This is a genomic window from Acinetobacter sp. CFCC 10889 (genome assembly GCF_003268395.1).
In the GTDB taxonomy this organism is placed as follows: Bacteria; Pseudomonadota; Gammaproteobacteria; order Pseudomonadales; family Moraxellaceae; genus Acinetobacter.
Genome location: NZ_LQXQ01000013.1, coordinates 77,342 through 93,827, shown reverse-complemented (window position 1 = coordinate 93,827; position 16,486 = coordinate 77,342). Strand labels below are relative to the sequence as shown.

The window sequence follows — 16,486 nt, the reverse complement described above, 5'->3', positions numbered from 1 at the left end:
GAGTCTCCTTTCCCGCTCCAAAATTTTTTCATTCAGTTTTTTATTTAAAAAATTGGACAGACTCCGCGGGAATAGCTCAGTTGGTAGAGCATAACCTTGCCAAGGTTGGGGTCGGGAGTTCGAGTCTCCTTTCCCGCTCCAGATTCAAAAAGCCCTCATCGAAAGATGGGGGCTTTTTTATTGTTGATTTAATTGATATTTTTTCATCTAATTCAAATTATTTACTACAGCCTACTTATAAATTTTATTCACCTTTCCTATCTTTGGTGACCAAGATGTGACCATTCGGTGCCCCACCGCATATAAATGACCTTAAATGATCTCAATTTCCATTAAATCATTTGTTCTTTTTAGCTTATTAAAACTCCAAAACTGGATCTAAGAATAGAATTTTAGTCCAAGACTTGAACTTATTTTTCAAGTTTGTGACCAACCACTTTTCTAAAGTGACCATCGGTGACCAAAATTTTTACCTAAAAAAGCTCATTTTTCGATATTCATCTAGGTTTTAAATACATCACTTCAGATAGTCTATGTTAATTTTAACGACCGTTCAAATTTTATATCTACTTTTGTGACCAATCACAATTTCAAAGTGACCATCGGTGACCAAACTACTCTTCATTTATATGATTAGTAAGATTTTTTTTAAAAACTAATAAATCTCCCACTTCTACCTCTAACGCTGTGCAAATTTTATCAATTGTCTCAAAATCAATTCTTACTGACTCATCATTATAAAGTTTATGTAATGTGGATTTGTTAATTCCAGTACTCCTGACTAAATCAGCAACTTTTAGCTTCCTTTCAGCTAACAAAACAGCTAAGTTTGAAATAATCATAAATTATCCTAGTTAAATAGTAAAAAGTACTTTCAAAGACATAAAAATATGATAATTTACTTAAGAGGAATAATTTTTCCTACTTAACTAGTAAAAAATCAGAGGCTCTTATTATGTCATATACCTATCTTACAGCCCAACAGCTGGCTGAAAAATTCAATACGACGCTCGTACTATTCGCAATCAACTTAAAGATAGTGTATTCATTGAAGGTGTTCACTATATTCGCCCTTTTGGTGGACGAAAAATTCTTTTTGTTTGGGAACGTATTGAAACCGAAATGCTTAAATTTACAGGTTTAAGCATGGATGCTCTTCAATAATTCACTAGAGGATCTATAAATATGGCGACTATCCGTGAACGTAATGGCAAATTGATTGCTGACTTTCGCTATATGGGTAATCCTGCAACAGCCAGTCAAACCAATACTTCACAACAAGCAGGGATGTTGACTGATGCTCAATGCCAAAATGCACAAGGAAAAACGAAAGCACAGATTGAAAGTATGGCAAATGAAAAACTGACAGATGCTCGGGCTTATTCACTCACATCATTTGCAGTAACGTATAATTTTAAAATAAGTGATAGAGTTAGTCGCTATGGTATGGATTCTCGATCTAAGGCGATTTGTTCCCTCACATTTGAAGGAAATCAGCCATCGTCCAAAGTGTTACATTGGAGTGTTATTGGTTAGGATTAAATAGTTCTAATGACCTGTTAAAATCTAACGACAAGTTTTGGCGCGAAAAGATTAAACAATCTATATTTTTAGGTTGTAGTCATATACATTAATCTGCTCAGGGGAGGGATACTATGACTACAACACTTGATTATTATAATAAAAATTCAAAAATATTTTATGAGCAAACAGTTAATGTTGATATAGGGTCCTTATATCAACCTTTTCTACGTTATATTCATCAAAATTCAAAAATATTGGATTTGGGTTGTGGCTCTGGACGAGATGCTTTAGCGTTTAAAAATAAAGGCTATCAAGTCGAAGCAATCGATTATTCAGAAAAGTTGGTGGAGCAATCAAGAAAACTGACAGGTATTCAGGTTCGACTGGAAAGTTTTTATGAACTCGATGATCAAGCACAATATGATGGAATCTGGGCTTGTGCTTCACTATTACATTGTGAAAGAAATCGTTTGGGAGAAGTTGTTGGACGCATCTTAAATGCCTTAAAACCGAATGGTATCTGCTATATGTCCTTTAAATATGGTAAGACAGACCGAAGCAAAGATGGGCGCAGTTTTACCGATTTAGATGAAGCGCAAGCCCATGTATTGTTGAGATCATTTGATCATATTTTACTATTACAACAATGGATTACTGTGGATAAACGAATTGATCGATCTGAAGAATGGTTGAACATTATTTTTCAAAAGAGGGCTGTTTAAATGTCTACTATAGCCATTATTCCAACACCACAAGAACAGCTCAAATTTCTAAAACAAATTCTGCAAATTCTGCAATCAGGTACATTTACTTCTACCTATAAGTTCGCATTATTAATGAGTTTAGTACGTTTAGCGATTGAGCAAGGCGAAGATACAGGTTGTGAATTAGTTTTAGACTATTTAGATATTGCGGAAAAATTTATAGATTTATATTGGAAGCAATCACTACCTTTTCAATTTAATGAATATGATCCTTTTGTATTACAACAAAGTACAGGTCAACAAGCTGCAATCATTAACCACATTCGACTAGCGCAAAGCCAGTTTAAAACTTTAGCAGCTGTACGTAGAGACTCAGTGTTTTGGTTAAAATTAAAAAAATCTGTAGCGACTACAGTCAAACAAATGCCAGTCGTATATTTACAAAATATTAATGGTCAAACTTTCGAATTTCTTTATTGTCTGGAGGATTCAAAACAAAATCTAGTTTTACTCCCTAAAGTAATGTATTGCCTCAGACAGTTCAGTGAAATTATTGAAGAATTATGCCAGAAGCGTTGGATTGATTATATTCGTGGGAATCGCAAAAATTTATTGGTTTTAGATGGTTTACCTGATTTAAATGAATTTATGTTTGCGCCGAGTCGTAACCAATTGGGACAAGTTGCCAATGTCTTGATTGATTTGCAACAGTGTCAGTGTTTTTATTGTGGTAAGAGTCTAAAAAATAAAAAGTATGCCGTAGATCATTTTATCCCATGGTCACTTTATCCAGCTGATACTGGACATAATTTTGTACTGGCAGATGATGTGTGCAATTCACAAAAAAGTAATTATTTAGCTTCAGAAAACTTTTTGGAGCAGTGGATGATTAGGAATCAATTGCATAACCAAACCATTCAAAACGAAATCTCTCAATTAGGCTTTTTGACAGATATTGAGCGTTCGCATCGTGTTGCAGGGTGGGCGTATGAACAGGCGAAAGAAAATGGCTATTTGATGTGGAGTTTAAATACACTGTAGATATCTAAAATTTATTTATATCTTAGTTTTTTCTTAAAGTATTCTTTGAGAAGTGCTATGCTTAACTCAAGGATGCTTTTAAAAAATCACATTAAAATACAGTTAGTTGCATATAATGATGAAAGTTATGGTTGAGTTTGAATTTGTAAAAGGAATTGATCCTTTAATGTATGCATTATTGATCAGTGCAGAAGCTTCATATTAGGAAATGACCGAAGGTGAAGATAGTATCCGTGATGACGCACAATATCTTTCAACTTATAGACGCATTCATAGTTAATAAATTCTTAATGTATGTCTTGCAGTCACCATATTTGCAGAAGCAAATTGATGAAAAATCTAAATCTACTGCACAATCAAATCTGTTCTTGGGTCAAATTAAGGAATTATCAATTCCTTATCCTAGTTTAAAAGAACAGCAAGAGATCGTTCTGCAAGCCGAAAGTTTATTTAAGAATGCGAGTCTAATTGAAACAGTAGTCCAATCAGTACAAAAACGAGTGAATTTATTTACACAATCCATTCTCGCTAAAGCCTTTAGCGGTGAACTGGCTGCCGAATGGCGTGAGCAGCACCAAGAATTAACCACGGGTGTGAATAGTACAGAAAGCCTATTTGCCAAAATATAGGTGGAAAGAGAAACGAATAAACCTGTGGAAAAGATGAAAAGCAGCAAGAAATTGGAAGCTTAAAAATTTAAACGCGCTCATGGGAGTGAATGCGTTTTTTGTATGCAAAAATTTAGAATTAGGAGGAAAGTGTGTCAGTAGCACAAGAGCAAAATTGGGATGAGTTTTTAGAAAAATGGCCTGTTAGCCGTGTAGAAACTATGACACTGGAAGAATATAGTCAGGTTGGAAACAAGGACTCATTTACCTATTGGCTAGAGCAAGCGACACGGCCCATTGCAGATATTCGAGGTGGGGATTCTTCAAAATTTGGCATATTTAATAGAAAAAATGCAGAAGAAAAAGAAAATGGTCGTGGTCGTGTTTATGATGGTGACTATTGCTGGTTTGAAAAGTATGGTGCTACGAAAGAAATAGCATTCCAAAATATTAAAGATAATATTTTAAATATAATTTCGGCGGTCAAACAGCGAAATCTCAAAGAGATAGAGACAATTCCAACGAGTGACATGTTTAAATGGAAGATTGCATTTTTATATCAAGATAGACATAACCCACAAATAATTGCAATTTTTTGGAAAGTTATGTTGGATTTTTTAACCAAAAATAAAAAATTGGGTTATGCGGAAACTTACGAAAAAATAATGCAAGACCGTCATGAACAGCCATTATTTGAATACAACGATACTTTATTGCAAGAGTATTTTATTGCGAATCCTAAGCAAAGCTATTTAACCCCAAGTGAAGCAAATGAAATTTTAAGCCGAAAATATCCAGATAGTTATATCAGCCGTGAGAAGATGACTGTTGTGACCAATGAACGTGGTAGAGAAATTGCCTTAGTTTTAACAGGTTCCAAAGTTTCAATTTTTATTGAAATTGATCCAGAAGATAATGGTCAGTTTAGTTTTAATTTTAAGTCAACTAAAGATGTGCCAAATGGGAAATATTCAGAGCAAGATGGTCGCCACAGTGGTTTAAAGTCACAAAGTAAAAATTTGTGGCTGGGTAATCAAATGTATTATATTGAAATTGGGACTGCTGAAGAATTAGAAAAATTTTGTGATTGGTATGAACAAAATAGTGATCAAAGCAACGTATTGGAATCTAAAGTTAAAGTGTTTTTAGAGCTTTGGCCAATTGAGCGTCTTAAAAATTTAAAAATATCTGATTACCATCAAGCAAAAAATACAGAATGTTTTATTTCCCAGGTTGATAGATTTGATCCAACCCAAGGCAATCCTACCTTTGCTAACTATTTTGATATTTGGGAGCCTATTAGTTTAGGTCAGGATGATAAATATCATAATGAGAAGCCATATTCATGGCATAAAAGGCTCGGTGATGATTCAGAGCAAGCATTCCAACAGATTAAACAAGAAATACTGGATATTGTCGCTGCTGTTCAGCATCGTGATTTAAATGCAATTGATCAAATTCAGTTCCCTAAAGGACTGAAATGGATGATTGCATTTTTATATCAGGACTTTAGTGATCCTTGTGTCATTCCAATCGTGACTAAAACCAATATAAAGAGAATAGGCTATGAATCTTATCTGAAAACGCCCTTACCTGAATTTTTGTCAATACTCATACAAAATCAAGGGGGACAAAGCTTTTTTCCATATGTAGAAAAGCTTTTTGCAATGGTAAGAAAAGGCTATTTAGCGAATAAGCAAAAGCAACAAAAAAATGAAGAAATTGAGGGGAATGTTATGATGGAACAGGCTTTAAACCGTATTTTATTTGGTGCAGCAGGGACAGGGAAAACCTACCATAGTATTAATCATGCCTTGTCGATTATTGAAAATAAGCCTTTAGATATTTTAGAAAATGAAGATCGGATAGAGCTAAAAAAACGTTTTGACCAATACAAAGACCAAGGTTTGATTAAATTTGTTACTTTTCATCAAAGTTTTAGCTATGAAGATTTTGTAGAGGGGATTCGAGCTGAAACAGATAAGCAGGGGCAGTTACGTTATGATGTAAAAGCAGGTGTATTTAAAGAGATTTGTGATCAAGCAAAACAAATAGATAATAATCAAACAATTACTCAAGTTGCACAGCCAATCGAGTTTGGGAAAGGTTATATCTTAAAGAAAATGAATACAGAGTTGCTTGAAATTCAGAAACCAAATGGTAATGTTATTCATCTATCACGTGTATTGACCGATTTTTTACTAAGAGAATTTAGGAATGGAAAAATTACAAATAGAAATTTAGCTGAAAAAACAGTCATTGAGATTTTGGGTGAATCAGAAATATTAGAGCCCTATTTAGTTAATGGTTATAGTGCAATTTGGGCAAATTTAATTCCATTTTTAGATAATTTTCTACAAGGTGTAAACTCTGTAGTTAAAGAAAAATCGAAATATGTAATCATTATCGATGAAATCAACCGTGGCAATATTTCCCGTATATTTGGTGAACTTATTACCCTTATTGAAGATTCAAAACGGCAAGGGGCGGATGAAGCTTTATCAGTTACATTGCCTTATTCTAAAAAAGAATTTTTTGTGCCTGATAACGTTTATATCATTGGTACTATGAATTCATCAGATCGTTCTTTAACAGGTCTGGATATTGCTTTACGCCGTCGATTTACCTTTATTGAAATGCCTCCGCAACCTCAGGAAATCAAAAATGAGGATGGTAAATTAATAAAAATATTTGGTAATGATAAAGAAGTGATTGTTGCTGATATTTTATCAGTCATGAATCAACGGATAGAAGTGCTTTTAGACCGAGATCATTGTATCGGTCATGCCAACTTTATGAGCTTAAAAGAAAAGCCTACACTTGAGCATTTGGCACATATTTTCAAACAAAAAATCATTCCTCAACTCCAAGAATATTTCTTTGATGATTGGGCGAAGATTAATTTAGTATTCTTCGATAACGGTATGATTGTTGAGGATAAAGACATCAATATTGCAGGGTTATTTCCATCAAAGTTTGAGCAAGAACTGGGTTATTCAAATGAAAAGAAAATTTGGAAAATCAATGATGATACATTTAAAACGATAGATGCTTTTATTCAAATTTTAGGCCTGAAAGAATAAGAATGTATGTCTGATTTTATTGTTCGAGAATATGCCTTCATAAGTATAGCTTATGAAGGTTGTCCAAAGTCTACTATTGAACATGCTTATATATCTGAAAAAGCATTTGAGCATTTATGTGAGCTGTCTGCATCATTTTCCAAGCATGGGGCAAAAGTCTTTGAACTTGCAGGACGTAAAAAGCTGAAGCTTGATCAGCATGTGGGTGTGATTGAAACTCCATGTGGTACTCGTATTGAAATATTACCTAAACATGTTGATATGAAAGAGGGTGATGAGCAGCAGATTATTCAGCAAGAACGCAGGCTTCTGCAAAATATGCTCAGTGTTTCACTACATTTGCCTTATCGGGAAGTGGGTGCAGCAGATTTAAGTCAGTTTAAACAACCTTTGCATGAATGGATCATTACCCAGTTTTTAAAATGCTTTGAACGATTAGTACAATGTGGTCTTCGTTTTGACTATAACCGTGTACAAGAGGATCAAAAATTTCTACGTGGACAGTTACAACATGCTCAATATATGCGTCAGCCTCCTGCCAAAAAACATATTTTCCCCATTGAGCATGATGTGTATGAGGTGAATCGACCAGAAAATCGTTTGATCAAAACAGCATTGGAAATTGTTTGTAAAAAAACCAAACATGCAAGCAATTGGAAACTTGCACAAGAACTTCGCTTAATGACAGGTGAGATTCCGAAGAGTTTGAATGTAAAGCAAGATTTTAAACAATGGCAATCAGGACGGTTATTGGTGCAATATACAGAGATCAAGCCTTGGACTGAACTCATATTAGGTGAATATATGCCTGTTTCCACGCAAGGAGACTGGCGTGGTATGAGCTTACTCTTTCCGATGGAAAAATTGTTTGAGCACTATGTCGCACATTTCTTAAAGAAAACTCAAAATGAATGGGAAATTTATACTCAGCATAGTACTGAACATATGTGCCTACAAGGGAGTAAATCTATGTTTAGACTCAGGCCTGATATTTTTATGAAAAGGGTCAGTTCTGAGGGAGAGGCTTTAAAGGTTGCAGATACCAAGTGGAAATTATTGGATTCAAATGATTCAAGTGGACGCTATGGTTTAAAAGACAGTGATATTCAGCAAATGTTTGCTTATAGTGCATTTTATTTAAATCATGCTCATGAAGTACTTATGATTTATCCTGCAAAAGGAGATGTATTTAATCAACCTTTGCAAGATTTTCACTTTAAATATGGAGCTTCAACTTTAAGAATTTTACCTTTTGATCTGAATATGAAACCTAAGTGTGAAAAAGGACAGCTATTCATGAGGTGGGTTTTGAGCTATCGAACTTGCTAGTCGAGTCCGTCTTTTGAAAATAGTTGACTCAGTCAAATTATGACGTACTCAATGACTTATATGCTTATAAGTACAAATAAAAAAATATATACTTATTTTAGAATAATTTGCAAGAGCTTCAAATGAGTCAGGAACCATCAAAAGTATTAATTAGACAATGGAACATTATTCAATTTCTATTAGATAGTAAATATGTGAGTACAACGGATATTGAAAAATATTTAAAAAAAAAGGGTATAGAAACAACACAAAGGACTATTCAACGAGATCTGAATTTACTTGAAACATTATTTCCTTTGGAATGTCGTAGAGATTGTATGCCATTTAGTTGGAGATGGAAAAGAGTTGAGCAGACTATTAAAGGGCTTAATTTATCACAAGCCCTTATTTTAATACTGGTGGATGAACAATTAAGAGATCTATTACCAGAAAATACAGTTCAGGAATTTTTGCCACTTTTTCAAAAAGCAAAATTAATAATTTCTAATACAAAGTATTTAGAAGATGAGTCTAGTTTTTTAGATATTTTGATTAAAGATCGCAGAAAAGGTGTTGGTTTTGTACAGGCTTCCTTAATGCGGGAATTAGCTTTGACTATTAGCAATAAAGTAACAAGAGTTTATCAAGATATTCTTAATAATGAAGAGAAGGAGATTAAAAAGAACTTAAAAAAATTAAGTATAGTGCTCGAAACATATGAAATGCCTGAGTTGGTGAAAGCTTTAAATATATAATTTATAATAAAATATATTTAAAAACTAATAAATTGAGTGGATGGTAAGTGTTATGGATTTGTTATTAACGGAAAAAGTAGTAATTGATGAATACTCAAAATCAATATTTGATATTGATGCCTTTAAAGAGGCTGTTTTTCTTAATCAAAAAGGTATACAAACAATAGATTTTTTAGATTTAGATGAAAAATTTGAAATTAATAATAGTAATTCAAGATTTTTTCGTATTACAGAATTATCAGCTCAAGAACAATTTATCTTAAGACAAGATTTGGAAAACGTAATTGCGAGTATGAATAATGTTCATTTTAATTGGGTTTATTATTTATCTGGTACCGAAACAGGAATTGAGATTTACATTGGGATAGTCTTGTTGTTGGATCAGGGGGATGTGTTTCATCAGCAAAAATTATTAGAAAGCCAATTATTAGGTAATATTTCAGGAATTTTATTAGAAGATGTATCTTCTAAAAATTTACAAGATCATATTTTATCACCTTTAAGAAATGCTCAGCATTTTGGATTATTAACAGGCGTTCCATCTTTGACAGTTGATCAACAGGCTCAAAGTAAAGGCTCTAATATTAATCAAGGTATTGATCGTTTAGCTCGTAGTTTAACTGGTGAAACGTGGCAATTATTATTGGTCGCACAACCAGTAACATTAAATGAAATTAACCAAACAATCGAAGAGCTTTTAAATTTATCTGCGAATTTACACCCTTTTATCAAAAAATCGGTTCAATTGGGTACAAATACAGGTTCTTCTGTGACCGAAGGTGCTAGTACCTCTATTAGTCATGGCTTAACGGATCAAACAGGTTCAAATAAATCGTTTACAGAGCAGAAAGGTGTAAATGATTCTAAAACTGAGCAGACCTCAAAGAGTGGAGGGGATTCATCTAGCAACTCTAAGAATAATAGTTCGACGAGTACAAGTGAAAGTAAGAACAAAGGTTGGACAGCAGGTGAAAGCTTATCGAAGGGAACTAGTAGTGGTACATCAGACTCTACAGGAACAAGTGATAGTAGATCTGTGAGTCAGAATGATACGAAAGGGAATTCGTCTTCATCTACCAAATCTGAAGGTGGAAGTTCCACAGAAAGTACAGAAGTAGTGGACAAGAAAATCGAACGTGTTGAGAAATATATTACTGAAAAGCAACTTATTCGTTTTGAGTTAGGGCGTAGCAAAGGTCTTTTTAAAACAGCTATATATTTATCCGCTTATAATAAAAGAACATATGAAAGTCTTGTTTTAGCTGTTAGATCTATTTTTCAGGGTAATCAGTCCGTTTTTAGCCCACTACAAGTGCAAAAACTGGATATGAAAACGAAAAATATTAACCAGTTATTTAAAATTCATTGGGAAAAAACTGATCTTAATAAAGATGCATTGTTATTGCAAAGTACACCTTTTACAGCGAGATATGCTGCATATGCAACTTGGTTAAATTCATCAGAGCTGTCAATTTTGTCAGGTTTACCAAGTCGTGAGGTTTGTGGAATTCGTTTAAGAAAAAATGTAGATTTTGCGGTTAATCCTTTAAATTCTAAGGATTCTGAATCATTTGAGCTTGGACGGATTATTCAAAATGGCCGGGCTTTAGAAAAGAGCAAAGTCTTATTGGATAAAAAGTTGCTTAATCAGCATATTTTTATAAGTGGAGTTACTGGTGCAGGTAAGACAACGACTTGCCAACAGATTTTGTTGCAATCGAAATTACCATTCTTAGTGATAGAACCTGCTAAGACTGAATATCGAGGTTTATATGAGCTTGATAAAGATATTCAATTTTATACTTTAAATAATGAACAGATTTCTCCATTCCGTATAAATCCATTTGAACTTTTACCAAATGAGCAATTGGTTGGTCATATCGATACCTTAAAAGCGACTTTTGCAGCGGTATTCCCTATGGAAGCTTCTATGCCTTATTTGATTGAAGAAGCGATTATTCGTAGTTATGAGTCAAAAGGCTGGGATATTCACACATCAAGGAATTTTCTTTTTGAAAATCCATTTAGTTGTCAAGGACAAGCTTTTCCGATTATGTCTGAAATGCTTGAACAATTAAAAATTGTGATTAAAAGCAAGGGTTTTGGTGATGATTTACAGCAAAAGTATGAAGGCTCTCTCATTTCGAGATTGGATAATCTCACGATTGGGAGTAAGGGCAGAATGCTTAATACGCGTGTTTCAATTGATGTATCAAAATTACTCGGTCAAAAAGTCGTGATTGAATTGGATGAACTGAAAGATGAACAAGATAAAGCATTAATGATGGGATTGTTAATCGGTCGTGTAGCTGAAGCAATGAAGCAACGTCATTATTCAGATCCTACTTTCCAACATTTAACATTGATTGAAGAAGCACATCGTTTATTAGAAAAACCACAAGGTCATGATGATGGTGCTAAAAAGTTGGGTGTGAGTCTATTTGCAAATCTACTTGCTGAAGTCCGTAAATATGGTGAGGGACTGATTATTGCAGATCAGATTCCAAATAAGCTGGCGCCAGAAGTATTGAAAAATACCAATACTAAAATAATTCACCGTTTATTTGCAGCCGATGATCGACAAGCAATAGGTGAAACTGTTGGTTTAACCGAAGAGCAAATTAATTTTCTGCCTATGCTCAAAGCGGGTGAAGCCGTTGTTTATAGTGCCGGTTGGCATGAAGCGGTTCGCACTCAAGTTGGTCAGTTGCACAATACCAACTCGAAACCTTTAGATATTCAGGTTATTGCAAACCATAGCCAACAAAGAATTTTCAACCAAAGAGCGCAATTATACCCGAGATTATCCAGCGTATTTGGTTCAGACATTACAGCTGAAAAATTTAATCAATTTATTCAGGATGGTAGTTTTGTCTTGAATCTATGGTTGAAGTGGTATGCCTTATCACAGAATGATGAACAGGGTCATAAGCTAATTATTACTCAACGTTTATCTAAAGAAATGGAAAAGATGAATCAGATGTGGAGTGATTCAGCGTTTGATATTAAATTGGCACTTGCGCAGCTATTTTTGGATATTGCACCAATTGCATATATAGAAGATAAGTTATCCAAAAAATATTTGGCAGAACAATATCTTATATTTTTATTTGGTTTGTATGAACATGATAAATTAAATGAAAAAATTACATCTGATACGGTATTTGGACAAGATACCGGAAGACTCATTACAGGGGCTCTTCAAGCAATGTTGCAAAAGTTAAATTCAATCTAAAAAGGGGAATAGACATGGGATTTTGGAGCTCAGTGGGTAGTGCAATAAGTAGTGCATTTTCTTCTGCATGTAGTGCAGTGGGAAATGCGATTTCTAATACTTTTGGTAATGTCACAGATACCTTTAGTAAAACAATTAATGACTTAGGTACTGTTTTAACAGCGACGAGTGCAATACTCACAGCATTAAGTGTAGTGATTCCACACCCACAGTTGCGTTTAGCTGTAAAAGTAATTGATAGTGCTTTGGTTGTATTAGGTTTGTTGAAAGAAAATGAAACAACAGAAGATATTGGTGACATGGCTTTACAAGCGTATGAGGCTGACATTAAACCTGCTGATTTTTCATCTTATGATGAGTATATCAGTGCGCTCCGTAATTTTAAGCTTGATCCAGAAAAATCAGAAAAATTCAATTTTGGTGAAAAAGTGAGTGCAGGAATTACTGTTCAAGCTTGGGGATTAGAGGAAAAAATTGGTCAAGGAAGTAGTGATTTATTGGTTCATATTTTAAAAGATGCTCCAAATGTATCAAAAGGCGAAGGTTATTTTACTGAAACACGTGTTCAAAATATTATTGAAAAAATAAAAGATATTTCAGATGTAGCGAAATATTTTAGTAACAAGTTAAATCCTGATAAAAACAATGACATTGAGAAAGAACTCGTTAAAGCAGAGCAAAATCTAAATCCTGATAAATCAGTAGAAGAAATCTATCAAGAACTTGATAAGCATAAATTAGAATAGTGGGTTAACAGGATGAAAAATATTGATATTTTCATCCTTATTTCTTGTTAATATGCTTTATAACTTTCGTAATATGTATAAAATTGAGGGAATCGTGTCAAATACAAATTTAAGTCTTTGTTTGTTGGAAAATGAAATACAGGTCTATAAAAGCCAGAATCAAATAGATTGGTCTATTGTACCAATAAAAGGAGATGACACATTTATTCATCATAATGATCAGTCGAATATAAAAGCTGTATTAGATGAAGTTAATAAATATTTAAATTTGGATGATGGATTGGCTTCTGTGGAAGTTAGCATTTTATATACAAACTCCACTTGGCTTAATGAAACAATTATACAATTACATGCTTTTAAAAATACTAATTTTCAAGTTTTGAATTTCTATAATCTAGTGGACTATGTTTGTAAAAGTTTAAATGTAAAGCAACCAGATTCACTGAATTCAGATTGGATAAGACAAAGAATTTTACCATTAACAAGTTTACAAAATAGTTGGAAAGAACACCAAAAGTTGCTTGATGCAATTCATTTACAAGAGCAATTGGCACTGTCACAACAACAAGAAAATCATAGCCAAATACAGATTGATTTTTCTCACAAACTTGCTGAATTACAGCAGGAACGTCAAAAACTACAGATAGAAGTACAGCAAATTCAGCAACAACTTGCTTCTGTACAACGTCCGAATTTAGAAAATCTTTTAAGTTTCTTACCAAGTATATTTAAAAATTTTTGGAATACAGTTCGTCCTGATGAATTAGCTAACATTGCAGGTTTATTAGATGTTCCACAAGTTCCATCACCTTATCATAATCCAAGTATTACAGCTGTTCGGACAAAAAAGCGTCAATTCTTAATATTAGAAAAAAGTGAACAACAAAAAATTATTGGTTTTTGTCAGCAATTAAAACAGCAATATGATTTGCATCTTCATCTTGAATTTCAACCGATTATTGGAGCATTGGACTAATGGCTAAATTGATGGATATAGATAAATTATTAGAGCAATTAGAGGACAGTGTCATGCTGAAAAAACTGATTCAAACAATCAAACGTCATTGGGTTGGAGATGCTGAACAAATATCGAACTCTTCGCAGAAAGTGGATCAGCAGCTTCAGGGAATCATTACACAAAAAGAAATTGTTGAGAAAGTAGTCAAAGTCCCAGTCGAAAAAATTATTTATAAAGATAAAATAGTTGAAAAAAGCATCGAAATCACACCAACTTGGGCATTGAGTTTAGAAGAGCAAAAAGGATATTTAGACTTTTTAGTACAATTTCCTGAATTAAAAAGCATTTTTAATATTGAGCAATATGATGATGCAACTAAAATTTTAGCGTTTATTAGTGCCAGTTCTCAGTGGCAAAATATTGTACGTATTTGGGATAAGTTGGCAGAACAGTGCAAAAGTTCGCAGCAAGAACTTGAAGAAGGGAAACTCAAGTTATTGGAAAATGCAATTTTTTTATATAACTTAACCCTATTAAATACGCAAGCTCAGTTGAAAACACCGGATTTAAATACTGACTATGATTATAACATTCATCATCAAATTTCAGGTTCAGGCAGTCAAATAAAATTAGTACTGCTCTCTGGACTATATAACGCATCTGGTGAAAAAATTAAATCAGCTTTAGTGATTACAGCTTAAGTATTTTAGGGGGAAAGTGTGTGAGTAATATGATTTTTGTTCCAAAGTTAAAACATCAGCGACTGTCAGAACAGGCAATTATTGAAGATCAAAAGCAAAAAAAAACTGAATTTGATGAGTCCTTAAATAAAGCCGAAGCATATTTTTACCAACATCGTTGGTGGAATCTAGCAAATGGGAAATTGATTTTAGATACAAAAACAGGACTAATTTGGGAGTATTTAGAATCGAAAGGAAGACCTTATTATAATTCTAAGGCTATTGATTTAGTTAAACAAATAAGAACAGCAAATCTTTCAAATTGGGAATTGCCAACTAAAGAGCAATTATTAAAAGTTAGTAAAGATAATTTTCCTTTAAAATCAGGTTATAGTAATCATATTTTAAATGAGGCTCGTTGGGCTGTTCGTACAGGATGTATAGATTTAGGTTATTCGGACCCAGCAGTTGCAAATTGGGAAGGGTATATTATTGCGGTTAATCGGTTGTTTGTTGGAAAATCATTTTTAGAAATTTTCATGATTTGCGCAGAGAATGAATGGTCTATTGCAAAATATGGAGTCAGTGACAAAATAGAATATTCACATTTTACAAAACAAGTTCAATTTATAATTTTTTATATAAATAAATTTTCAACAGATCCAAATTATCAGCCACCAATAGATCTAGTTTGGAAAAACGTAGATTATATTTCTACTCGCTTACCTAAAATTGATCAATTACGTTTTACTGATATTGATCAGGGGATGTGGGAATTTTATATGCCCCATCAGGATCTACAAGATAAATATTTAAAAATAGAATCAAGTGAGTCGATTCGCCCTCGTAATCCTGAACTTGATATTCGAAATGCGAAGGTTGCGATTGATTTTGGTACAAGTAGCACAGTTGTTGCGATCCGTTCAAATGGCAAAGATGAGCTGTTACGCATAGGTTTACAGGAAAAAGATTTTAAAAAACATACAATTTCTGATAATGATTTTGAAAATCCAACTATTTTAGAGTTTCTTGATATTCAAGAAGTGTTAAATGCATGGGAAAGTGAAGTCTATCGCCCATTAGTCGATTGGAATACTGTACATTGTTCACACGAGGCTCGTACCCGCTTTAGAGAAAATGATAGTGATCCTAAAATTGTCAGTAGTATTTTTGCACGTCTAAAGCAATGGGCATTACGTGAGGCAGAACAAGCTAAAGTTAGAATTACAGATCAAAATCATCATGAATACGAATTTAAACGGCTATTTGAACTGAATCCAATTAAAGGGCAATCACTTAATATCCAAAAAGATTATCCTCAGTTAGATCCTATTGAATTATATGCTTGGTTTTTAGGGATGAATATAAATTGGCGAGAGCGTGGTATCTATCTGAGATACTATATGACTTTCCCAGTTGCGTATCCTAATGAAGTAAAAGAAAAAATTCTTGCCTCTTTTCGAAGAGTTTAATCAGAAGTTTTCCTGAAAGTTTAATATATTCAGAACGTTTTAATGAATTTTCTGTACAAGAACTTGCTTCAGAACCTGCTGCATTTGCTGCATCTGCATTAAATGCTTTAGACATAGAACCTACTGAAAATGGTACACCTTATGCTGTTTTTGATTTTGGTGGTGGAACCACTGATTTTGATTACGGAATTTATCGTTTAGCGACTGATGAAGAGCTGGAGGATGAAGGTGTTGATGATGTTATTGAGCATTTTGGTTCAGCAGGTGATAAGTATTTAGGTGGTGAAAATTTATTAGAAAATTTAGCCTATAAAGTCTTTCAATATAATCAAAATCAATGTCGTGAAAAGGAAATTAGTTTTACGCAACCTA

General features: G+C 33.5%; 13 protein-coding genes, 1 tRNA gene and 1 pseudogene. 14 read left to right on the top strand and 1 reads right to left on the bottom strand.

From position 1 onward, the window contains the following. Positions 1-65: 65 nt before the first annotated feature. Positions 66-141: transfer RNA gene (locus AVJ19_RS06855), tRNA-Gly, on the top strand. Between the two features lie 473 nt (positions 142-614). Here the strand turns inward: AVJ19_RS06855 and AVJ19_RS06850 are convergent. Next, positions 615-842 carry a helix-turn-helix domain-containing protein gene (locus AVJ19_RS06850; RefSeq protein ID WP_111859018.1) on the bottom strand — a complete coding sequence of 76 codons (228 nt, stop codon included), beginning with the start codon at positions 840-842 and terminating at the stop codon, positions 615-617. A gap of 113 nt (positions 843-955) precedes the next feature. On the opposite strand from AVJ19_RS06850, the pseudogene AVJ19_RS06845 reads away from it, so the two are divergent. The 13 genes and pseudogenes from AVJ19_RS06845 to AVJ19_RS06785 all read left to right on the top strand — a co-directional run bounded on the left by AVJ19_RS06845 (position 956) and on the right by AVJ19_RS06785 (position 16,114). Beyond that, positions 956-1,164: pseudogene (locus AVJ19_RS06845) on the top strand (hypothetical protein). Positions 1,165-1,185: 21 nt separating this feature from the next. Continuing rightward, a complete protein-coding gene (locus AVJ19_RS06840) occupies positions 1,186-1,536 on the top strand; it encodes a hypothetical protein (protein WP_111859017.1) in 351 nt (116 codons plus the stop codon). A 119-nt stretch (positions 1,537-1,655) separates the two neighbouring features. Continuing rightward, entirely contained in the window at positions 1,656-2,246 is a 591-nt protein-coding gene (locus AVJ19_RS06835; RefSeq protein ID WP_111859016.1) for a class I SAM-dependent methyltransferase, read from the top strand. Next, positions 2,247-3,269 (top strand): HNH endonuclease, encoded by a 1,023-nt coding sequence (locus AVJ19_RS06830; RefSeq protein ID WP_111859015.1) that lies wholly within the window; start codon positions 2,247-2,249, stop codon positions 3,267-3,269. Positions 3,270-3,505: 236 nt separating this feature from the next. Further along, a complete protein-coding gene (locus AVJ19_RS06825; RefSeq protein WP_111859014.1) occupies positions 3,506-3,898 on the top strand; it encodes a restriction endonuclease subunit S in 393 nt (130 codons plus the stop codon). 800 nt (positions 3,899-4,698) lie between these two features. After that, positions 4,699-6,960, top strand: a complete 2,262-nt coding sequence (locus AVJ19_RS06820) for an McrB family protein (protein WP_416240573.1) — start codon at positions 4,699-4,701, stop codon at positions 6,958-6,960. 6 nt (positions 6,961-6,966) lie between these two features. Then, positions 6,967-8,289: an McrC family protein gene (locus AVJ19_RS06815; protein ID WP_111859013.1), complete on the top strand. Its 1,323-nt coding sequence runs from the start codon at positions 6,967-6,969 to the stop codon at positions 8,287-8,289. Between the two features lie 122 nt (positions 8,290-8,411). Then, positions 8,412-9,023, top strand: coding sequence for a hypothetical protein (locus AVJ19_RS06810; RefSeq protein ID WP_111859012.1), 612 nt, complete (start codon positions 8,412-8,414; stop codon positions 9,021-9,023). A 52-nt stretch (positions 9,024-9,075) separates the two neighbouring features. Beyond that, the gene (locus tag AVJ19_RS06805; RefSeq protein WP_162626556.1) at positions 9,076-12,258 is read left to right on the top strand and encodes an ATP-binding protein; all 3,183 of its coding nucleotides are present in this window, start codon (positions 9,076-9,078) and stop codon (positions 12,256-12,258) included. A 14-nt stretch (positions 12,259-12,272) separates the two neighbouring features. Next, a complete protein-coding gene (locus AVJ19_RS06800; RefSeq protein WP_111859010.1) occupies positions 12,273-13,004 on the top strand; it encodes a hypothetical protein in 732 nt (243 codons plus the stop codon). Positions 13,005-13,098: 94 nt separating this feature from the next. Next, positions 13,099-13,980 (top strand): hypothetical protein, encoded by an 882-nt coding sequence (locus AVJ19_RS06795; protein ID WP_111859009.1) that lies wholly within the window; start codon positions 13,099-13,101, stop codon positions 13,978-13,980. After that, complete coding sequence (locus AVJ19_RS06790) at positions 13,980-14,663, top strand: hypothetical protein (protein ID WP_111859008.1); 684 nt, start codon at positions 13,980-13,982, stop codon at positions 14,661-14,663. The genes AVJ19_RS06795 and AVJ19_RS06790 overlap by 1 nt, the downstream gene beginning before the upstream one ends. 20 nt (positions 14,664-14,683) lie before the next feature. After that, entirely contained in the window at positions 14,684-16,114 is a 1,431-nt protein-coding gene (locus AVJ19_RS06785; protein ID WP_162626555.1) for a DUF1566 domain-containing protein, read from the top strand. Positions 16,115-16,486: the final 372 nt, after the last annotated feature.